The 19,174-nt window shown below is 67.8% G+C and carries 19 protein-coding genes; 9 read left to right on the top strand and 10 right to left on the bottom strand.

Annotation, left to right across the window (positions count from 1 at the left end):
- Positions 1 to 132 precede the first annotated feature (132 nt).
- The 10 genes from ACQP1K_RS27310 to ACQP1K_RS27265 all read right to left on the bottom strand — a co-directional run bounded on the left by ACQP1K_RS27310 (position 133) and on the right by ACQP1K_RS27265 (position 11,672).
- Entirely contained in the window at positions 133 to 990 is an 858-nt protein-coding gene (locus tag ACQP1K_RS27310; RefSeq protein ID WP_433498550.1) for a thiopeptide-type bacteriocin biosynthesis protein, read from the bottom strand.
- Positions 932 to 2,248, bottom strand: a complete 1,317-nt coding sequence (locus ACQP1K_RS27305) for a lanthionine synthetase C family protein (protein WP_433498549.1) — start codon at positions 2,246 to 2,248, stop codon at positions 932 to 934. Before ACQP1K_RS27305 ends, ACQP1K_RS27310 begins: the two co-directional genes overlap by 59 nt.
- Entirely contained in the window at positions 2,245 to 5,328 is a 3,084-nt protein-coding gene (locus ACQP1K_RS27300; RefSeq protein ID WP_433498548.1) for a lantibiotic dehydratase, read from the bottom strand. The genes ACQP1K_RS27305 and ACQP1K_RS27300 overlap by 4 nt, the downstream gene beginning before the upstream one ends.
- 95 nt (positions 5,329 to 5,423) lie before the next feature.
- Positions 5,424 to 5,603, bottom strand: a complete 180-nt coding sequence (locus tag ACQP1K_RS27295; RefSeq protein ID WP_433498547.1) for an FxLD family lanthipeptide — start codon at positions 5,601 to 5,603, stop codon at positions 5,424 to 5,426.
- A gap of 67 nt (positions 5,604 to 5,670) precedes the next feature.
- Complete coding sequence (gene fxlM / locus ACQP1K_RS27290) at positions 5,671 to 6,876, bottom strand: methyltransferase, FxLD system (protein WP_433498546.1); 1,206 nt, start codon at positions 6,874 to 6,876, stop codon at positions 5,671 to 5,673.
- Between the two features lie 690 nt (positions 6,877 to 7,566).
- Positions 7,567 to 8,421, bottom strand: coding sequence for a helix-turn-helix domain-containing protein (locus ACQP1K_RS27285; RefSeq protein WP_433498545.1), 855 nt, complete (start codon positions 8,419 to 8,421; stop codon positions 7,567 to 7,569).
- A 15-nt stretch (positions 8,422 to 8,436) separates the two neighbouring features.
- Positions 8,437 to 8,952 (bottom strand): DUF6879 family protein, encoded by a 516-nt coding sequence (locus ACQP1K_RS27280; protein ID WP_433501656.1) that lies wholly within the window; start codon positions 8,950 to 8,952, stop codon positions 8,437 to 8,439.
- On the bottom strand, positions 8,933 to 9,172 hold the full coding sequence (locus ACQP1K_RS27275; RefSeq protein WP_433498544.1) for a hypothetical protein: 240 nt from the start codon (positions 9,170 to 9,172) through the stop codon (positions 8,933 to 8,935). Before ACQP1K_RS27275 ends, ACQP1K_RS27280 begins: the two co-directional genes overlap by 20 nt.
- A 251-nt stretch (positions 9,173 to 9,423) precedes the next feature.
- Positions 9,424 to 10,272: a DMT family transporter gene (locus ACQP1K_RS27270; protein ID WP_433498543.1), complete on the bottom strand. Its 849-nt coding sequence runs from the start codon at positions 10,270 to 10,272 to the stop codon at positions 9,424 to 9,426.
- A complete protein-coding gene (locus ACQP1K_RS27265; RefSeq protein ID WP_433498542.1) occupies positions 10,269 to 11,672 on the bottom strand; it encodes a hypothetical protein in 1,404 nt (467 codons plus the stop codon). The genes ACQP1K_RS27270 and ACQP1K_RS27265 overlap by 4 nt, the downstream gene beginning before the upstream one ends.
- A gap of 182 nt (positions 11,673 to 11,854) precedes the next feature.
- Between ACQP1K_RS27265 and ACQP1K_RS27260 the strand changes: the two genes are divergently transcribed.
- The 9 genes from ACQP1K_RS27260 (at position 11,855) to ACQP1K_RS27220 (ending at position 19,082) form a co-directional block, all read left to right on the top strand.
- The gene (locus ACQP1K_RS27260) at positions 11,855 to 12,763 is read left to right on the top strand and encodes an SAM-dependent methyltransferase (protein WP_433498541.1); all 909 of its coding nucleotides are present in this window, start codon (positions 11,855 to 11,857) and stop codon (positions 12,761 to 12,763) included.
- 173 nt (positions 12,764 to 12,936) lie between these two features.
- On the top strand, positions 12,937 to 14,199 hold the full coding sequence (locus ACQP1K_RS27255; protein WP_433498540.1) for an ATP-binding protein: 1,263 nt from the start codon (positions 12,937 to 12,939) through the stop codon (positions 14,197 to 14,199).
- On the top strand, positions 14,196 to 14,603 hold the full coding sequence (locus ACQP1K_RS27250) for a roadblock/LC7 domain-containing protein (RefSeq protein ID WP_433498539.1): 408 nt from the start codon (positions 14,196 to 14,198) through the stop codon (positions 14,601 to 14,603). The genes ACQP1K_RS27255 and ACQP1K_RS27250 overlap by 4 nt, the downstream gene beginning before the upstream one ends.
- The gene (locus ACQP1K_RS27245) at positions 14,600 to 14,956 is read left to right on the top strand and encodes a DUF742 domain-containing protein (RefSeq protein WP_433498538.1); all 357 of its coding nucleotides are present in this window, start codon (positions 14,600 to 14,602) and stop codon (positions 14,954 to 14,956) included. Before ACQP1K_RS27250 ends, ACQP1K_RS27245 begins: the two co-directional genes overlap by 4 nt.
- Complete coding sequence (locus ACQP1K_RS27240; protein ID WP_433498537.1) at positions 14,934 to 15,536, top strand: GTP-binding protein; 603 nt, start codon at positions 14,934 to 14,936, stop codon at positions 15,534 to 15,536. The genes ACQP1K_RS27245 and ACQP1K_RS27240 overlap by 23 nt, the downstream gene beginning before the upstream one ends.
- Positions 15,533 to 16,933 (top strand): cytochrome P450, encoded by a 1,401-nt coding sequence (locus ACQP1K_RS27235; protein WP_433498536.1) that lies wholly within the window; start codon positions 15,533 to 15,535, stop codon positions 16,931 to 16,933. The genes ACQP1K_RS27240 and ACQP1K_RS27235 overlap by 4 nt, the downstream gene beginning before the upstream one ends.
- The gene (locus ACQP1K_RS27230; protein WP_433498535.1) at positions 16,915 to 18,069 is read left to right on the top strand and encodes a cytochrome P450 family protein; all 1,155 of its coding nucleotides are present in this window, start codon (positions 16,915 to 16,917) and stop codon (positions 18,067 to 18,069) included. The genes ACQP1K_RS27235 and ACQP1K_RS27230 overlap by 19 nt, the downstream gene beginning before the upstream one ends.
- A 165-nt stretch (positions 18,070 to 18,234) precedes the next feature.
- Entirely contained in the window at positions 18,235 to 18,699 is a 465-nt protein-coding gene (locus ACQP1K_RS27225) for a hypothetical protein (RefSeq protein WP_433498534.1), read from the top strand.
- On the top strand, positions 18,696 to 19,082 hold the full coding sequence (locus ACQP1K_RS27220) for a hypothetical protein (RefSeq protein ID WP_433498533.1): 387 nt from the start codon (positions 18,696 to 18,698) through the stop codon (positions 19,080 to 19,082). The genes ACQP1K_RS27225 and ACQP1K_RS27220 overlap by 4 nt, the downstream gene beginning before the upstream one ends.
- Positions 19,083 to 19,174: the final 92 nt, after the last annotated feature.

The raw sequence follows: 19,174 nt of genomic DNA, 5'->3' as shown, positions 1-19,174 counted from the left end.
AACCGCCCCTTGTCGGGGTCCGCGGTTGGCGGGGTGCCGGGCGACTCGAGCCGCACGGCACGGTCGCGGTAGTGCTGGTCCCAGGTGCCGCACGTCCCCGGCTTCGTACCAGTTGAGTCCGGCGGCGCGCTATCAGCCCGGTGGGGTCCATGACTCCTCTTCTGCTTGGGGTGTTGTTGTGGGATCGCAGCCGAACACCACGACCTTGGCGGTGGTGGCGAGGACGGCTTGGGTGGTGAAGGGCAAGCCGAATCGGTTCCAGGTGAAGATCACATGGTGGGTCAGGACGGCGCGTAGCCCACGCTGCAGCGCCCCGCCGGATGCCAGTACGGCCAGGTCCCGCCCGGCGGAGGTGAACGCATGTGCCCATTCGGCAGCAAAGGCCAGGGGGCCGTTCTCGCGCATGAGACTTGTCGGGTCCACGCTCATCAGGCGCCGCATGCCGTCCTGCAACGAGCGCAGCCTGTCGGCGGGGACCCGGTCGGGCAGGTCGCGGTGGTCAGCGACCCGCGCCCACACGTCGCCCTGTTCGTACCAGTCCAGGCGGGCGGCGCGCAGCAGCAGACCGCACAGCAGGATCGACAACTCGCGGCGTTGGTCGGTGCCGGGCGGGCGTCGGGCGTCGGCGAGGTAGGTGAGCAGGTGCCGGCTGTCGGCGTGGAAGAGCCGGTGAGCGACCTGCATACCCTCGACTCCGCCGAACGCGTGTGTCTCCGGCTCGTAGACGACCTGCTTCACGTCATCGATGTGTCCCGCGTTGGTGAGGGCCTCAAGGCGGCGGTGTAGATGTGCGTGCGCCTGGGAGGCGTCACCGATGGGCAGATACCGCACCCGCCAGGAGGGTGCTTTGCGGATGTAGAACCAAGCGGCGAGAAGTCCTTCGTCCTCGGCCGCGGCCAGCAGCGGCGCGAGATGGGTGGCGGCGGCGTTCTCAGCGTCGGTCCAGTCGGGGAAGGCGATGTTGATCTGGTGCCATGGGCGGGGATCCATGTGGGGCGGCTCCAGCGGGTCGGGCCAGCAGCAGGAAGGCGTCCCAGTGTGATGCCGGGGCGGTATCGGTGCCGATGGTGTGCAGGGCGAGCGCGGCCCCTGCGGCGCCATCCAAGAGCTCGGGGTCGGGTATGGGGTCCGGTATGCGTGCGGCGAGTCGGGCCGCCAGACGGGGCAGCTCGTCGGCGATGTGAGGAGTTGCGGCGTCGGAGGCTATCCGCCACGCGGATTGCAGCAGCCCGGCCATTCCGTGGCACAGCCCGATCTCCGGGAGCCGCTCTACCAGAGCGGAATCGCGCAGCGTGGCGAGCATCGCGTTCTCCGCCGCCGTCTGCCGCGCAGGGTCCTTGAGCGCTATGCCCGCCAGTTGCTGGGCGCGGGCGGTGCCGCCGATGCCGTAGCACCATGAGGGACGAGGCCGCCGCGATGGCTCGACACGCTGCGCGTGGACCTGGTCGATGGTGATGAAGCCCGGCCACCACAGGCCCCCGCTGTCGTTTTGGCGCCACTGATCGGTCCACGCGCAGATCCGCCCGGCCGCCTCCCCGGCTCCATCCAGCGGCAGGTCGCGCAGTATGGCCAGTGACAACAGGGCCAGCACCGCTCCGATGCCGTGGGCCATGCCGAGATTGCCGTGGCCATGCGGGTAGTCGGGGCTTGGCTCGCCGTTGAGCGACACATCCGTCCACCATGGCGGCAGCTCGCCTCTACTGGGCAGAGGTTCGGTCAGGCGCACCAGGTAGGCGAGCACGTCCCGGGTGATCGGGTGGTCAGGGTGTCGCCGCAGGTGGTAGGCGCCTAATCCGGCTAAGCCGCGGATCAGGTCGAACTCTCTCATCACGGGTCGCTCTGCTCGCTCGATACGCGCGTGCGCCTCGGCGAGACGGAAGCGGGTGAGCGCGGTGACCGCCTCGTCCAGGCGGGCCAGGGCGCCCCGGTACCGTCCGGAGGCGCCGGCGGCCGCGTGCAGGGCGAAGGCCACGGCCGGGGCACCGAAGAACAGCCCCGCGTTGGCCGCCACGGTCAGCTCACCGAAGGCGGCCAACGACAGCCAGGTGCGAGCGGTCTCCCAGTCGCCGCGGCCGGAGTGGGCACGTTCGATGTGCAGCAGCGCGATGCCTGCCGCTCCTCCGGCGAGCGATTGCGGCCACGCCCGGCCTTCGATCGGTGCCGCGCTCCAGGCGGTTTTCGGGTCGGCCAGTGCTGAGGCGATGGCGTCGGATGCGGCCAGCGTATCTGAGACGGTGGTTGTGTTCATGGTCTCCTCGTGGTTCGCGCGACCCAGCTCAGGGCGGCAGCGCGGGCCAGGTGCAGGCACGCGCGCTCGCCTGACTGGGAGGTCCCGGCAATTCGGACGTGGTGCAGGTGCAGCAACTCGGGCAGCAGGACGGACGGGGGCGTGCCGTTCTTCTCAAGGGCACGCCGGTAGGCGGCAAGAGCGGTACGCCGCCGTGCCCAGCAGGAGACGATGTGCTCGCCTGCGGGCTGCGCGGCCAGGTCACGGTGGTCGTTTGGGTTCGCCAGGGTGACGGCCTGGTCGTAGAGGGCGCGGGCCGGAGGGGAGGCGTCGGTGCGTGCGTGCTTGACCAACCAGTTCATCGCCTCGGCGGCGTCTGTGATCAGGGCTAGGGTGATGTCGAGCATGCTCGCGGCGGTCAGGGCTCGCAGGTCGGGGCCGTTCGCCTGGCTGCCGGTCGTCAGTTGCGCGAGGGCCGTGGCCGAGTCCGCGGCGAAGTACGCCTCGGCGGTGGCCATCGCCGCGCTGCCTCCAAAGCGTGCGGTTTCCGGGAAGTAGGTGTCCCACTGCACGTGTGCTACCAGGCCGGCCTGGCGGAGGCGCTGGCTCCAGGCGCCGATCGCTGCGGTGGCGGGTGTGAAGCGGTCTGGTGGGAGCGTCAGGCGCAGGCGCAGGTGCGGATCGGGGTCGTGGTAGCGCAGGAACCACCACTCGGCCTGGTCGCCCAGCTCGTGAAGTAGGGGCGGCAGGTGGCGGGTGAGGATGCTGGTCTGTCGGTCGGGGTGGCCGTAGAGCTTGAGGGAGAACCGGCCGTCGCAGCCGGGTAGGTGACCGTGATCACGGCTGGTGACCTCCGTCTCCTTCAGCCACGGCGGTGTTCTTGTGGGTTGGCGGGTGGTGGCCAGCGGCACGACGATTTCGTGGGCGTGGCCGCCGATCCATCCCGCCGTCCCGGCTGTTTCGGGGGTGGCGCGCAGCAGGGCGGTGCCAGTGCGCTCCACCTGTGCGCGCAGCAGGGCACGGTGGGCGGGTTCGGACAGGTCCAGGCCGATGCGCTGGTCCCCGGTGCCGAGGTAGACGTTCTGCGGAAGCGCGACCTCGTCTCGCCAGGCGGCCAGGGCGCGGTCCCACTCCGGCCATCGGGCACCGGGGCCGGGCAGGTCGCGGGCTGCGAGCAGCCAGCGGGCGGGGGACAGCATCGTCCGCCCGTAGCGCAGGGCGGGCAGGAACGGCAGACGAGCCGCAGCCCCCCAATCGAACACGGTGCACGGGACGTTCAGCGCGTTGGTGGCCTCGGTGAGGAACCGCACCAGCGGATGTGTGTGGGTGACCGGGTTCACCGCATTGAGCACCACTGGCTCCACTGGCTGACGCCGCGACCGTGACACCAGGTAGATTCGATGCGCGTCCGCGGTGACGGCGAGATCCTCCAGCGGTATCCGACCCCCACTGTCGCCCCCGTCGTCGTGGTATTCGCCGAGCGGCAGCAGGTGCGCCATCACCTGTGGGGCTCGGGCGACGTTCTCCGTCGCCGTATGCGGAGCGGCGACGGAGACCTGCACGGTGAGCGCGTCCCGCGTGGCGGTGGGCAAGGCCGCGTACAGCGCGGTTATTCGATTGCGGTCATCGTCGCCGAACAAGTACAGGAAGCGCCCGGTCGTGGTCCCGGCGGTGCGTGATACCCCGACGATCGCGAGGGTGAACTCCCCGTCGCGCAGGGCCCGCATGCTCGGAGCGTGAAGGCGTACGGTCAGCTCCGTGGTGGGCTGTGCGTGTGCTCCGAAAGGGACGGTCGCGAGATCGGTGACCATCGCGTCATCGAGCAGGACCTCGCGTCGGCGGCCCAGCGCGGCCTGCTGCGCCATTGCCAGCAGCTTCACATCCCGCTCGGTCAACCCGCCGAAGGGCCTTTCCGGTGGTGCGCCGAGATACCCGCCCGGGTAGCCAATCCCGATGTCGGCGTCGACCGCGTCCACGACGGGAACCAAGGCGCGCGGGCCGTAACGCTCTAGGAAGCGGCTGTGCCAGGCGGCCCAGCCGGGGCCGAGATCGGAACGCGGTGCCAGGCGCACGAGCACACCGGCGGCCTTCGCCGCCTCGGCCGCCACCGCGTGTGGCACCGTGAGATCGACGTCCATGCGCAGATCAACCGCGAGCGCGGGAGTGGCGGTGGGACGGACAGCGGCCATCGCCACGGCCAGACACGCACGGTGCCTGTAGGCGGTGGCCGGGGTCGGCGCGTCATCGCACTGGGCCATCTCGGCGGCGATCTCGCGCAGCCGTCCGACCATTCCAGCCACCTCGGGCACTTTTCCCGCACAGACCGCGTCGAGTTCCCTCACGAGATAGCCGAGCGGGTCGCTCACCGTCATCGCCGGGCGCAGATTCGTGATGAGCAGCCGCTGCGCCACCAGACCCGCCAGGAGCGTGCCGATCACGTCAGCGGAGACGCTGGGGAAGTCAGCCGCGAGCTTGTCCTTCAGGTCTCCCAGCCGGATCGGGCCGCCCGCCAGGGCCAGCGCCGCGCGGACCGGCCGGGTGGCACGCACACGCACGTGGGCCGGAGCCCCGCCGGCCGACCCGCTGGAGCGGTGCTCCAGCACCAGGTGGCCGTCACGTTCGAAGGCGAGACCGTTGGCGAGCACCTTCAACCGCGGCCGAAGCTCCGGTTCGGCCTCCAGACGTTCGATCACCGCGGTCAGCCACGCGGCGTCGGCCCGCACGACGGCGCGGTGCCCGTACCCAGCGCGCACGGCAGGCAGGTCGGCGATATGGGCCGGGGCGATCCCGGCGAACAGGCCGAACGGTGTGGCGCGGCCCGACGCGCGAAGCAGGTAGCGCATGACCGCCAGCACCGCGCGGCGCACGTCGGACTCGGCCGTCCTGGTCCCGTCGCAGATGCCGCGTACGCGGCGAGCCAGGACCGGGCTGGCCTGCTCCACGGCGATCATGAAGCCGGGGATCCGGACGATCTGCTGCAACCAGCGGCGCCAGGACGCGGGCCCGGCCGCCTGCCCGGTCAGATCGGGCCAGGGACCGATCGTCTGGTCCGGTGTCCAGGCCGACGCCCGCACCACGACAGCATCGAGATACTCGTACACCTGCTGCTCCCCACATCGCGGGCGGCGCCCGTCCGGAGCGGTAAAGCCCCGGTCGGACGCGCCTCCTTCGGATGGTTCAGGTGCTGGTGGCGCCTCTACGGGCAGGTGGCCGGGCAGGCGGACTGGCACGTCTTGCCGCAGTTGTCGTCGGTCATCTGGATGAGCTTGTCCGCCGCCGGGCCGGACTCGACGATCGAGACGTCCAGGTCCCATTCGCCGATGTCATCGGGGAGTTGCGCGTGCGCGGTCGGTGCCTCGTTGAGCTGGATGGACATGAAAGACCTCCTCAATAGTGGTGGTGTGGATCTCCCCGGCGCCCCACGTGCTTGGGGCCCGGTGGCTTCAGGACCAGGAGATGGCGACGACCCCGTGCCGTTTGACCGCGAACTCCTGGAACGGCCCGGCTGTGCCGGCGGCCTTCGGGATGTAATGGATGCGAGCCGCGTCGCGGCGCCGGTGGTTGTCCGCCCATTGGCGTAGCAGGTCCACGTACTGCGCTGCGACCGCCTCGGCGTCGGGGCCGTGCGCGATGACTCCGGACTCGAATCCGCCAGTCGTCTCGTTCGGCCGCTTCGTGCGGTATGCGAAGCTGCCGCCGCTGATCAGGGCAGGTACGCCTCTCCCAGCGGATCGGGCGAACAATCCCTGCTCCACGAGTTCCTCACTCGTGTGCAGCATCACGGCCTGTGGCGAGCTCATGAGGAACAGCTCCAGCTCGTCGGGCAGGTCGAACGCCGCTCCCGACCAGCGTTCCAGCCGTGCGGAGTGCAAAGCCTTCCGCAGCGCCTCGACGTCGAAGTTCCGGGATTCGTCGTCCAGGCGTAGCACTGCCTTGTCGCCGAGCAAGACGGTGCGCTCGCGATGAGCGCCGGACCCTTGCATGGGGACGAAGGCGCATAGGCGGTAGCTGCGGCTCACCAGGTTCTCACCATCGCGGTCGAACGCGATCGAGCGGGTCAGTCCCCGCATGCGCAGCGGGACGACGATCCTGCCGCGCTCGGACAGCTGCTCCACCCACGCGGGAGAGATATCCCAGGCCCCGGCCGTGACGATGATCCGGTCGTAGGGGGCACCCTCGGGCACCCCGTCCTCGGCGTCGGCCAACACGACCTTGACGCGGTCGTAACCTGCGGCGGACAGGCAGTCGCGGGCACGGGCGACGATGTCGGGGTCGATGTCGACGGAGGTGACCTCCCCGCTGTCGCCGACGATCTCGGCGATCAGGGCGGCGTTGTAACCTCCCGATCCGATTTCCAGGACATGCATGCCGGGTTCGATCTCGGCCTGCTCCAGCATCACCGCCTGGATGTGGGCGGCCGACAGGTAGCTGATGGCCGTGCCATTCTGGTCACGTTTGACCAGTACCGCGTTGCCGTCGTCGTATACCGCCTCCAGCGGCTCACCCGGAGCGAACAGGTGTCTGGGGACGGTGGAGACAGCCGCGGCGACGAACTCGGACGTTATCGCGCCTGAGCTGCGCAGTTCGCTGACCATGGCGGCCCGCAGCGTGGCGGCGTCCTGAACATGTGAGTCGCGTGTTGTAGTCATTCGGTCACCCTAGATAGATGGATCATGCGGCTTCACATAAACCAGAAGCCGCTGGCACGTGCCCCCTGCGAGGATTCCCGGCCCCGCAAGGGATGGTGAGTGCGGCAACGTGGGAGGCGAGTGGCTTCTTGCCTCGTCGGTCGGCGGCTCCTCTTCGGACTTCGACAACTCCAGGCGCATCCGGCCCGGGGATCGGGCTGGGTGCACCCCTATTTGACTGATCGCATACGTGACCTGAACAGCTGACAGGCAAGGACATCGGCGGACAGAGGCGGATGCTCTTTGAGCCAAGGTCGCCGAACGCCCTCACGCGTGGGCTGAACGGCTTCGTGCTGAGTGACGTAAGCGGATGTGAGCCAACCCGATCTGGGGCCCGGCCCGGAACGTCCACGTCTTGGCCGCTCCGGGCAGGGTTGAAGAAAGCGGCAGGAGACGGGGGCCGCCCCGCTGCCGCTGACGGGACGCTCAACCGCATCGCCGGGGCATGTGTGTCGGCCGTGAGGTTCCGACGTGCGTGCAGACCGTCCAGATGGGGCTTGGCCGGTGTCGTGCGTAGCGGCATCGCGTGGCGCCTCCTTGCTCTAAGCATGGGCGGGGACAGCGGACCGGTGCCGGGGTGGCGTAACCGATCGCCGTGCACGTGACGGTAAAGAGCCGAGGCGAGGCGCCTCCAGAAACTTGTACGAACTTCTACGCCTGTTCCAGCGCACTGATGGCTGCTGTGATCAACGCCTTGGCCTTGTCCCCGTAGACAGCGCTGGATGCCAGGTCGCTGAAGCACTTGACGTACAGGGCAATCTCCCGCGGCTGCGTGATGGTGATGATGGCCGACACCAGCTCGATGGACACCGTGGTGTCGCCGTAGATGTGGAAGGTCTCGGTGAGCTTCTGCACGCGCCGGCCCGCCAGCGGAATGATGCCTAAGGACAGGTTCGGCTGGCGCATCCCGGTCAGGAGATGGTGCAGCTGCTCGCTCAGCACATCTTCGCCGAAGATCCTGTTCCTGAGCACCGACTCCTCAATCAGCATCGCGCACCGGCGGGTGCCGTCGTCCAGGAAACGGCGCCGGGCGACGCGCGCCTTGACCCCTTCCTCGATGTCGGGCACGTCGGCCTGGTGGAAGTCGGCGAAGCGCCGCATGATGGCTCGCATGTAGCTGGGCGTCTGCAACGGCCAGGGGACGAGGTTGGAGGAGTAAAACCGGTACAGGTGGTTGTCCTCGAACAGCGACAGCCCCAGATCCTGCATCCGTTTCATGCTGCGCTGGACCCTGCGCCACTCCAGGTAGGCGGTCTCCGCGCTGCGGGAGGCGGCGATCAGGTTGGGGATCTCCTCGGGGACGCCACAGATCGTGCACCAGGCGCGGATGTCGCTGTCACTCGGAGGGGTACGGCCGTGAATGAGACGGGAGCACTTGGTCTCATTCCACCCCGCCTCCCGTGCCAGCGCTCGGGCAGTCAGACCGGAGTCGCGCAGAATTTCGCGCAGCCGGTCGGCGATCGCCTGACGTGCCTGCTGGGCGCTGGAAGAGGGGGAAGTGGCCATGAGCGAGCTTCAGGGTCAGGTGGGCTGGTACTCCCCGTGGTCGATCCCACGTTCCCATACCGCCTCGAACGCCGAGACGCACAGCTTGGCCGCGTTCGGGTCTTCGGTCAGTTCGTAGCCGACCGGGTCACCGTCGCCGCTTTGAAAGACCCAGCACACCAGGGCGTCGTCGAACTGCCAGAAGTCGCATCCGGGAAGCGCCAGATCCGCCGCACGCTGACGAGGCAGCCAGCGCACCTGCTCGCCAGCGGCGATGTTGGAGTAGCCGGTGGCGGCGTGCTCAAAACGGATATAGTCGCTGACCGGCTCGGACACGATCCTGGCGCGGCGGAAGACAACCCCTCGAGTCACGTGCTCCCGTACCAGGGTCACCCAGGGTGCGACATTGCCGTACTGCGCGATCTGCTCGATAGGGACGCCCTCACGCCACAGTCGGTAGTCGGGTCCGCCGGCCCCGTAGGTGTCGCGCATCTCCAGGTGCGTCACCGAGTGTCGGGTCCGTGCGAACAGCTCACCCAAGATCTGGATCATGCCCACCCAGCGCCTCCCAAAGAGCCTTGCGCAGCTCACGCGGCACCCGGACGGCCCGCTCGTGAGGGTCGATGTGGCTTTCCCGCTGGATCTCGATGAGTACGTCCGGATCTTCGACGAGAGCACCCACGATCACGAAACTTCCGTCAGTGTCGTCCACATGGACCGAGGGGCAACTGTCGGTCTGGCTGCCGCCCTTGCCATAGAACCGTAGCGCCATGCGGGGCCTCCTGCCTGAGAGCTTGTACGAACTTGCACACATGAGAGCCTGAACGCGGGTGTGGAAGCAGTCAAGAGTCTCAGTAACTACTCGATGCGTGAGGACCAGCTTGAAATTGAGGCAAGGCCCGGCACGTTCCCGGACCGAAGCGGATAGCAAAACGAATGGGATGGCTCATGAAGGGAAAGGCGGCTTTGCCCCGCAGCGGCTTGGGGACTCCTGAATGTCTTCGCGCGCCAGACCGCTAGCGGTCACCTACTGGTGGCGCCGACATATGAGCCCGTCAGGATCAGGAGCAGGCCGATGAGGGCTGCGGGGGTGACTCGCTCGCCGAGGAGGATCATGCTGTAGGCGATCGCGAACCCGGGGTCCAAGTATCCGGCGAGGTTAGCGCGTGCAGCGCCCACCCGATGGATCAGTGCGTAGAACAGGACGAGTGCTCCGGCTGTCGAAACCAGGCTGAGAATCAGCAAGGCCAATGTCGTGGACAGACCGGGAAGATGTATGCCGGTAACGCTAGCTACCGGAGCCAACATGAGCGCGCTGATGGTCATGCTGGCCGTTGCTGCTCCCAGCGGGGGTATCTCCGGGAGAGCTTGCTCCGTCCATATCGATCCTGCGGCGATGAAAGCGGCTGCCGCGATAAGCGCGGCGGCGCCCCATCCGCTCGTGTTGGCGAGGTCGACGTCTTGCAGGAACAGCAGGGCCACGCCCGCGAGTCCGAGCGATACGCCGGCGAACAGGCGCCTCTGAACGGCCCGAGTGATGATGACAGCCATCACCGCAGCCCACACAGGCTGAGTGGCCACCAAGATGCCTGCTAGGCCTGCGGAAACGTACTGCTGGCCAATGGTCAGCAGCATGAGAGGAATGGCCACCTGTAAGAGCGCGGCGACCAGGACTGCCACTGGCCGCACGCGCAGGGTGCTCAGCGCGCCGCTGTGGATCGCGAAAGGGATGAGGACAACGGCCGACAACGCGGTACGGGTGACAACGATTGTTGCGGGGGTGAGGTCACGGAGCGCCACGGTGGTGAGGGGGTAGATGGCACCCCAGATGGCACCGAGCAGAACCAGGTGGACGCCGTCGCGTCGGTTCACAGGCCGAGCTGCTCGTCCAAGGCCCGTACGGCTGCCGTATTCCGATAAGGGCGTAGCTGAGCCCGAAGGTTGCTGATGTATCGCAGGTTGCGGGGTGATCGGGTACGCGCGGCGATGACGTACGCTTCTCCGGTCAGTCGTGCGGCCTCGGGAATCTCCCGAAGCTCCAGATGGGCCGCGGCGCAGGCAGCCAGTACTTCGGCAGAGGCGCGTACCAAGTTCTGGGACCACATGTCTAACGCCCGGTCAATGACGCGTTTCCCATCCACCGCTGCTGTCGGTATGCGTACTCCGAGTGTGAGCAAGGCGTGCCCAGCCATCTTGTAGAGATGACCGCGGTCATGGAAGGCGATGTAGTCCTCGGGCTTGTCCGTGGCACGATCAAGCAGGTCGGCGGCGGCCTCCAGATCAGCTCGGCACGCTCGATCGTTGCCGAGAAAAGCGTGAACCTGCGCCCGGGTCACGGTGAGCCAGGAACACAGGGTGTGGTCCGCCCTGGTCATGGCCAACCGGAGGGCCTCATCCGATAGTTGCAGGGCATGCTGGTACTGGTGGCCCTCGCAGAGAATGCGGCTCATACGTCCGGCTAGATACGCCTGCCGGCTCAGGTCGTCATTCTCCAGGGCGATCTGTGAGGCTTGCCTGGCAAGGGCGAAAGCCTGGTCGTACTGCTCAAGGTCGAGATTCAGCCATGAGGCCAGACCGCCGGAATCGATGGCGAGGGCGGCCATTCGCTCGCGTTCCATCGGGTTACGCGCGTGGCGCACCCAGGTGATCAGCTGGTTGTGGTGGTCCACTACCTGCGTGAACACCGCGTGCGGGCCGAGCAGGTTGTCCAGTCGGCGGTAACTGGTCGTCATCTGGCTGCATGTTTCGTACAGCGCGCTGCTGTAGGGCGGCGGCGACGCTGGGGACAGGTTGTGGATGAAGGCCGCTGCGGCCAGACCGCCCGTCAAAGGGAAGAGGTCGCGTCTTCGCATGAGCATGTCCAGGGAGGCGAGGATGTCCTCCAGTCTGCCTGACGAACCCTCCTGATGTGTTCCTGCTTCGGCCGATGCCACGACCTCCCCTGTGAGGGCACGGCTACCGAGTTCATGGTGACCGCCTCCCGTGCTCTGGTGGGACATATCGGTGAGCGTTGACGATGGGCTAAAAAGCACGACCTCCGAGATCCCGAACACCCGGCACAGCAGGGTCCGGTAGGGGTCGCGCGGCTCGTGCTCGCCCGCTTCGTAGCTTCGGATACGCCGCAGGATCGAATCTCGCCGCGGCAAGTGAGCCCGGATATGGTCTTCGGCCGCTTCGACAAGATGCCGAGCCAGATCGGGTTGGCTCCACATCCGCTTACGTCGCTCAGCACGCAGCCGTTCAGCCCACGTGGGAAGGCGTTCGGCGACCATTTACTCACCTCCGGACTGGTAAGAGTATCCGCCTCTGTCCGCCGATGTCCTCACCTGTCAGCTGTTCACACGCTGCAGGTGATCAGTCAAATAGAAACATGCAACCATCTGGTTCCCTAGCTGGAGCACATCGCAAGTGGTTGAACATCCATGGAGCTGCGGTCTTTTTCGGCTTGTCCGTAATGACCGTTCTGATGCGTTTTTTCGTGAGCTTGCATCCGTTCTTTGCATCGGCGAAGGCCTATACCGTGTCAACGAATGACGCCCGGGCTCTGGGAGTCAATCCCCGGGTTCCTAATGCCGCCCGTATCTATGACTATCTCATCGGTGGCAAGAACCACTTCGCCGCCGATCGCGAGGCGGGTGAGGCTCTGGTCCGGATCGTGCCGGATCTTCGGCAGCGGGCTCGGGAGAATCGGGCCTTCCTTGCCCGCGCTGTACGGCATCTGGCTGAGGCAGGTGTGCACCAGTTTCTCGACATCGGCTCTGGGTTGCCGGCCGCGGACAACGTCCACCAGGTCGCTCAGCGTACTGCTCCCGAGTGCCGAGTTGCGTACGTGGACAGCGACGAGGTGGCCGTCGTCCACGGCAACGCGCTCCTGGCCGGTCCCCCTGACGGCCCGGTCCGGATGGTCCGCGCCGATGTCCGCGACACTGCCGCGCTGCTCGATCACCCCGACATCACCGGACTGTTCAATCGTGAGCATCCCATTGCCGTCACCATGATCGCGATTTTGCACTTCATTCCCGATGACCAGGCGCGCCAGATCATCGACGTCATACGGGCCTGGCTCCCTGAAGGGAGTTACCTGGTAATCAGTCACGCCACCCCTGGCGGGCTGAGTCTGGAGGCCCAGCGCGAGGGGCTGGCGGTCTACGAGCGGGCGAACATGCAGATGACGATGCGCTCTGTGGAGGAGATCGCTCGGCTGTTCGACGGGTTCGATCTGTCACCGGATGGTGTTGTTCCCGTCTGCCAGTGGCGGCCAGAGGGCAACTACCGCGAGGGCCCGCCGGAGGGCGGGCACTTCGTCGGTGGTGTCGCGCGGCTCCATGCCAACGGTGGTTACGGCGTCGGAGTTCGCATGTGATGCCTCCACCGCGCTGATGCCGGTGGGTGGGCGGTTGCGGCTTCCAGTGTCTTCGGGGTGGTTATCTACGGGCTCGTTCAGCCTAGGTTCCGCCTGACCAGGGAAACCTTCGCTCGGCCTTTCCGGCTGTCGAGTGTCTGATCTATCGCGCTTCACAACCACGATGAGGACCGATGTCACTGCATCTGCTGTTCGTCTTAGGGATGGCGATTTTGCTGATCATCAGCGGTGCTCTGCTGGTGCGTCAGTGGCGGTTGACCATCCGTCTCCGCGGCCGAGGTGCCAGGTTGGCTGAGGAGGCGCGTGTCCGGGACGAGGAGGTCTCCCATCTACTCGGGGTCCGGCTCCCGGCGCTGCAGGAGACCCAGGACGTCGTCCAGATTCCTGAGCCGCTGTATCCGCACTCGCTCGCGACGGCCCACGGCCGGAGCCTGGAGTCGGTGGTGGCACTGTTCGGCCAGCAGACCACCGAGGCGCATGCCCAGGCCGGCACCGCGGCGCGTGCCGCGGTCATGGCGTTGATGCGGGCGTTGCAGGGCCTGGCCAGTGAGCAGCAACGGGCCATCTCCGAGATGCAGGACCGCTACGACAACCCCGATCTGCTTCAGGACCTGATGCAGATCGACCACCTCAACGCACAGTTCACCCGCCGGGCCCAGGCGTGCTCGGTGCTGTGCGGTGCGTGGGCGGGACAGCAGCGGCCTGCGACCACGGTGGAGGATGTCGTGCGGGGAGCGACGTCACGGATCCGTGACTACCTTCGCATCCGCCTGCACTCGTCGAACGACACCGCCGCTGTCATCGGACGGGTGGTGGAACCCCTGGTGCTGGCGGCGGCGGAGCTGTTGGACAACGCCGCCCGCCACTCACAGCCGAGCACCTCGGTTGAGGTGCGCATTCAACGGATGCACAACGGCGTCGTCATCGTGATCGACGACGGCGGCGTCGGCATGCATGAAGAGGAGCTGCGACGCGCGGCCCTGCTGCTGGCGGGAACCACGCCGGTGGACATCCTCCGCATGGGCGATCCGCCGAGGTTCGGGTTCTCTGTGGTCGGCGTGCTGGCCAGCCGGTACGGCTTTCGCGTCTCGGTGGACGCGCCGTCCCCCTACGGGGGCGTGCGGGCCGTGGTGCTTGTCCCCAACGCGCTTTTGGCTCCCGCCGCCCCCGCGGATGGTGTTCCGGCCGAGCCGCCGTCCCCGCAGCTCGCATCGGCTGCGCTACCCGCGGGTGTCTTGCCCCGTCGCCGCCGCCAGACCCCCGAAGCGCCCCCACCACATGCGGGATCGGCGCACGAGGCGGCCATGTGGACGCCTGCGCACGAGAGCCCGGCTGCGGCTGCGGCTGCGGCGGCCATCGGAGCCTTCCAGCGCGGGACCCGATCCGGACGCGCCGACGGGTCTGTTCACAGTGACGAAGGGAATCACCAGGCATGACCACGATGAGGCACGATCTGAGCTGGACGCTCGGCGACGTGCTGGCCGTACCGGAGACGCTGCACGCGATCCTGTTCACCGCCGATGGACTTCTGCAGGCCAAGTCGGCAGACGTCGGCACCGATGATGCCGAAAAGCACGCCGCCGCCTTGGCCGGGCTGCAGTCTTTGAGCCGGTCCACCGCCGAGTTCTGTCTGTCTGAGACACCCGGCTGGCGGCAGACCCTGGTCGAGTTCACCGACGGCTATGTCTTCGTGGTCGCCGCCGGCCCGGGCGCGTACCTGGCCCTGTCCGCCACGCACGATGCGGACCTGGAGGTGGTCGCGCACCGGATGCATGAGCTCGTGGGCCGGCTCGGCCGGGAGCTGAGCAGTCCACCTCGGCAGGGCGTCGGCGGCTCATGATCCTGCCCCGACGCGACAGCTCGCTGGTGCGGTCGTATGTGGTGACCGGCGGTCGCGCGCATCCCAGCCGCAACACCCTCGACCACGTGTCGCTCGTGATCGCCGGTCATGACCTGCCTCTGGCTGGTCTGGGCCCGGAAAGCCGCCGCTTGATGGTGCTGTGCCGGGGCGGTGCCCTGTCGGTGGCGGAGGTGGCTGCCCATCTCGGCCTGCCCACCGGCGTCGTCAAGGTTTTGCTGGCCGATCTCCTCGATAGCGGCCACATCACCGCCCGCGCACCCGCCCGGGTGGCCGACCGTCCTTCTTTGGAACTGCTGCAGGAAGTGCTCGATGGACTCCGCGCTCTGGCATGACCACCGCAGGTACCTACGCGGCACGGTCGAGGCCGCGGTCAAGATCCTGATCGTCGGCCCGTTCGCTGTGGGGAAGACCACGATGGTGGGCGCGTTGTCGGAGATACCGCCTCTGCGCACGGAGGAGACCATGACGCAGGCCGGCGCTACCGTCGACATCCTGGGACAGGTCGACGGCAAGGACACGACCACCGTTGCGATGGACTTCGGCCGTCTCACGCTCAACGAGCGGCTGGTGCTCTATTTGTTCGGAGCGCCAGGCCAGAAACGGTTCGGGCAGCTCTGGGATGACCTGGCCCACGGTGCGCTTGGCGCGCTGGTCCTGGTGGACCCTCGCAACCTGCAGATGTCCTTCCCCGTGATGGACAGGGTGGAAGCGCGCGGCCTGCCGTACGCGGTGGCCGTCAACCAGTTCGACGGAGCCCCCTCCTACGGGATGGGTCAGCTACGCGAAGCCCTCGATCTGGCCAGGGAGACCCCGCTTGTCGTGTGCGACGCCCGCGGACGCTCCTCGGCCATGGCCGCAGTGATCACCCTAGTCCAGTACCTCATCGACCTCAGCTCCAAGGAGCACGCGTGACCCCCAACCACGCCCGCCCGGCGCAGGCACCGACCGCTCCGCCGGGCTGCCCGGCGCCCACCGGTGTGCCGCTGTACGGGCCGGACTTCGCCGCCGATCCCGGACGCGTCTATGAGCACCTGCGCCAGTACGGGGCCGCCGCGCCGGTCCAGCTCGCCCCGGGCATCCACGCGACACTGGTGACCAGCTACCACCTGGCCCTGGACGTCCTGCGCAACCCTGAGCTGTTCTCCAAGGACGCCCGCCGATGGAAAGCCCTCGCCGCGGGAGAGGTCCCCGCCGATCATCCACTGCTGCCGATGATGGCCTACCGGCCGAACGCGTTGTTCAGCGACGGCTACGCCCACGCCCGCCTGCGGCAGGCCATCACCGACAGTCTCGCCCGCCTGAACCCCCACGAGCTGCGCGGCGACATCCAGCGGCACGCCCACCGGCTCATCGACCGATTCGCCCCCACCGGCGAGGCGGATCTGATCGCCCAGTACGCCCAGGGCCTGCCGATCCTCGTCTTCAGCCAGATGTTCGGCCTGGCCGACGATGCCGGTGACACGCTCATCCACGCGCTCGCCGCCCTGTTCGAGGGCGGAGACGGCGCCGCCGAAGGCTACGCCACCTACTCCCGGTACCTGCAAGACCTGGTCACCCTCAAACGCCGCCAGCCGGGCGCCGATGTGACCTCCTGGCTGATGGCGCACCCCGCCCGGCTGGACGACGCCGAAGTCCTCAACCAATGCGTGCTGCTCATCGGCGCGGGCACCGAGCCGGTTCAAAACCTGATCGGTAACGCGCTGCGGCTGCTTCTGTCCGATGAACGGTTCGGCGGCGGCCTGTCCGACGGGAGCACGCCCATCGATGACGCGCTGGAGGAGGTGCTGTGGAAGGACCCTCCGATGGCGAACTACGCCGTTCACTACCCGCTGTACGACGTCGACCTGGCCGGAGTCCGTTTGCCTGCCGGTGAGCCCGTGGTCATCAGTCTGGCTGCGGCCAACACCGATCCGCATGGGGATCCTTCCCTGCACAGATCGGGTAACCGTGCGCACCTGGCTTTCTCCGCCGGACCTCACGCCTGCCCAGCCCGAGACCCCGCCCGGCTGATCGCAGCAGTCGCCATCGAACGACTGCTGGACCGCCTGTCCGATCTGGAGCTGGCCGTCCCCGCCGACCGGCTCAACTGGCGGCCCGGCCCGTTCCAACGGGCCCTGACCGCCCTGCCCGTACGGTTCACCCCCACCCGAGTCGACTCGCCCTCCGGAGGTAACGCATGGACAGCGCCCGCTCCCTCTACCGTCTGGACATCACCGGCAGCGACATCCACGCCGAAGCCTCCCTCCTTCGCGCCGCCGGTCCAGCGGCCCTGGTGGAGCTCCCTCACGGCGTGGTTGCGTGGGCGGTAACCGATCCCGCACTGCTTGAACGGCTCCTCGCCGACTCGCGCGTGTCCAAGGACCCACGCCAGCACTGGCCGCCATTCATCAACGGGGACATCCCGCAGACCTGGCCGCTGTACCTGTGGGTGGCGGTACGCAACATGTTCACCGCATACGGCCCCGATCACCGCCGGCTGCGCAGGCTGATCTCCACCGCGTTCACCCCGCGCCGCGTTCAGCAGATGCGCCCCCACATCGAAACGATCACGCGCGATCTCCTCGGCGAACTGGCCGCCACCCCACCGGGCACCGTCAGCGACCTGCGCGAGATGTTCACCTACCCACTGCCCATGCGGGTGATTAGCGACCTGTTCGGGCTACCCGAAAGCATGCGAGCCGAGTTCCGCCACCTCGTCGCCAGCGTGTTCCGGACCGAGGTGGACGCCGAAGAGGTGCTGGCCACCCAACGGGACATCCACGCCCTCTTGACCGGCCTCATCGCGCTCAAGCGGGACACGCCCGGCGACGACATGACCAGCGACCTCATCGCCGCCCGGGACGAGGAGGACGGCACCCGCCTTAGCGAGCAAGAGCTGGTCGACACGCTCCTGCTGATGATCTCCGCCGGGCACGAGACCACCGTCAACCTCCTCGGCAACACCGTCGTCGCCCTGCTCACCCATCCCGATCAGCTCGACCTCGTCCGCTCCGGCCGCGCGTCCTGGGACGACGTGATCGATGAGACGCTGCGCTGGCAGGCCCCCGTCGCCAACCTGCCGCTGCGCTACGCCGTCAACGACATCGCCGTCGACGGCGACGGGATCCTGATCAGGAAAGGAGAAGCGATCCTCGCCGCATACGCCGCCGCCGGACGCGACCCCGGACGGCACGGCACCACGGCCGACCGCTTCGACATCACCCGCCCAACCCGGCGCGACCATCTATCCTTCGGCCACGGCGTCCACTACTGCGTCGGAGCCCCATTGGCGCGGCTGGAGACCGAGGTGGCACTGCCCGCCCTCTTCGAGCGTTTCCCCGACCTCGCCCTCGCCGTTCCCCTTGACGAACTGGCCCCCATTCCCTCATTCCTCAGCAACGGCTACCAAGAACTACCGATCATCGCCCGGCCCAATAGAGGTTCGAATGGTCAGCACAATGGCTGACCGCGAAACCAGCACCTCCGGCCGCCGGCTCGCCGCACCACCCCAGCTCCGTCCACATGACCCCTGCCAGCTGATGGAGGTACGGCAGCGGCTGCTGGAAGAGAGGGCTCTGCCTGCGCAACCTGACCCTGACCTGCGCTCTTCAGTCCGGCTGGAGGCCAAACAATGAGCGGTGACACCGCCGCACGGGCTGTCCCCATGTCCCTCGCACCGGCCGGGGAGGAGAATCCGGCGCTGAAATCGGCCTCTCGGCTGCAGGCCGAGCTGGGCTGCGCCGGGATCCCGGCAACGATCAGTTCCGGGTTCGAACTGGCGCTGGTATTAGCCGACCAAGTGAACGTGTGGGTGGAGCCCGGCCTGGACGGGTGGCTCTTCCGCTGGTGGACCGGCCGGGTCTCAGACCAGGGCCTATGGCAGTACACCTCCTGCCCTGCCTCGGCAGTGGAGACCGCCGTGCGCCGGGTCGGGACTCGCGTCCGCCAGATGCGTCAAGCAGACCGGGCCGTGCCGCTCGGCGAGCTGGACCGCTCGCGGACGGCGGCAGAGTGCGGATGCGGCCCGGAAAGTGCCAAGTCGGTCCTGGGATCGGACGCGGACGGTTCCTTCAGCAGTGAAAGGCGCGCATCATGAGCGTGCCGGGTCCACTCGGAGCGGGCGTGTGCGACGGCCTGGAGGTGCAGTACCAGCCGCGCGGACCCCTGGTATACGTGCGTGATCCAATCGACGCCTCCCACGGGTACCTCCGAGTGAGTCTGGCACGGTGGTCGCGTTTCGTGGGTGTGATCAAGGCCGGTCAGTTCGTCCCCCAGCGCGAGGGCGACGTGATCACGGTCACGATCGGGGACCTGTGGAACGCCGGGCTCGTCACTGCCTCCCCCTTCCTGGTGACCAGCACGCACACCTGGAGGATCTTCTGCAAGGCGGTCAGAGCAGGCGCGTTCGACGTGATCGGCACCGCACCCGCGGCCGGACAGGGTGAGCTACCGCCAGCGGGCCGTCCCGGGAGCGGGTGACCGGTCCCATGTGAGCTGCGCGGCGGTGCGGTGAAGGGTCGCCTCCTACCGGGGCGGGCCGGCGGGCGTCGACCCTGCTCGTCCCGCATCGC

Origin of the sequence: Sphaerimonospora sp. CA-214678 (assembly GCF_050942215.1) — a bacterium.
Classification (GTDB): domain Bacteria; phylum Actinomycetota; class Actinomycetes; order Streptosporangiales; family Streptosporangiaceae; genus Sphaerimonospora.
The sequence above is the reverse complement of the archived record's forward strand: the minus strand, read 5'-3'. Positions and strand labels throughout refer to the sequence as shown.

Bases quoted from the DNA above. Each gene is read 5' to 3' on its own strand.
- ACQP1K_RS27250 (WP_433498539.1), top strand. From the start codon at position 14,196: ATGACCACGATGAGGCACGATCTGAGCTGGACGCTCGGCGACGTGCTG.
- ACQP1K_RS27285 (WP_433498545.1), bottom strand. From the start codon at position 8,421: ATGGCCACTTCCCCCTCTTCCAGCGCCCAGCAGGCACGTCAGGCGATC.
- ACQP1K_RS27280 (WP_433501656.1), bottom strand. From the start codon at position 8,952: ATGATCCAGATCTTGGGTGAGCTGTTCGCACGGACCCGACACTCGGTG.
- ACQP1K_RS27310 (WP_433498550.1), bottom strand. From the start codon at position 990: ATGGATCCCCGCCCATGGCACCAGATCAACATCGCCTTCCCCGACTGG.
- ACQP1K_RS27295 (WP_433498547.1), bottom strand. From the start codon at position 5,603: ATGTCCATCCAGCTCAACGAGGCACCGACCGCGCACGCGCAACTCCCC.
- ACQP1K_RS27305 (WP_433498549.1), bottom strand. From the start codon at position 2,248: ATGAACACAACCACCGTCTCAGATACGCTGGCCGCATCCGACGCCATC.
- ACQP1K_RS27220 (WP_433498533.1), top strand. From the start codon at position 18,696: ATGAGCGTGCCGGGTCCACTCGGAGCGGGCGTGTGCGACGGCCTGGAG.
- ACQP1K_RS27260 (WP_433498541.1), top strand. From the start codon at position 11,855: ATGACCGTTCTGATGCGTTTTTTCGTGAGCTTGCATCCGTTCTTTGCA.
- ACQP1K_RS27265 (WP_433498542.1), bottom strand. From the start codon at position 11,672: ATGGTCGCCGAACGCCTTCCCACGTGGGCTGAACGGCTGCGTGCTGAG.
- ACQP1K_RS27245 (WP_433498538.1), top strand. From the start codon at position 14,600: ATGATCCTGCCCCGACGCGACAGCTCGCTGGTGCGGTCGTATGTGGTG.
- fxlM (WP_433498546.1), bottom strand. From the start codon at position 6,876: ATGACTACAACACGCGACTCACATGTTCAGGACGCCGCCACGCTGCGG.
- ACQP1K_RS27240 (WP_433498537.1), top strand. From the start codon at position 14,934: ATGGACTCCGCGCTCTGGCATGACCACCGCAGGTACCTACGCGGCACG.
- ACQP1K_RS27275 (WP_433498544.1), bottom strand. From the start codon at position 9,172: ATGGCGCTACGGTTCTATGGCAAGGGCGGCAGCCAGACCGACAGTTGC.
- ACQP1K_RS27225 (WP_433498534.1), top strand. From the start codon at position 18,235: ATGAGCGGTGACACCGCCGCACGGGCTGTCCCCATGTCCCTCGCACCG.
- ACQP1K_RS27255 (WP_433498540.1), top strand. From the start codon at position 12,937: ATGTCACTGCATCTGCTGTTCGTCTTAGGGATGGCGATTTTGCTGATC.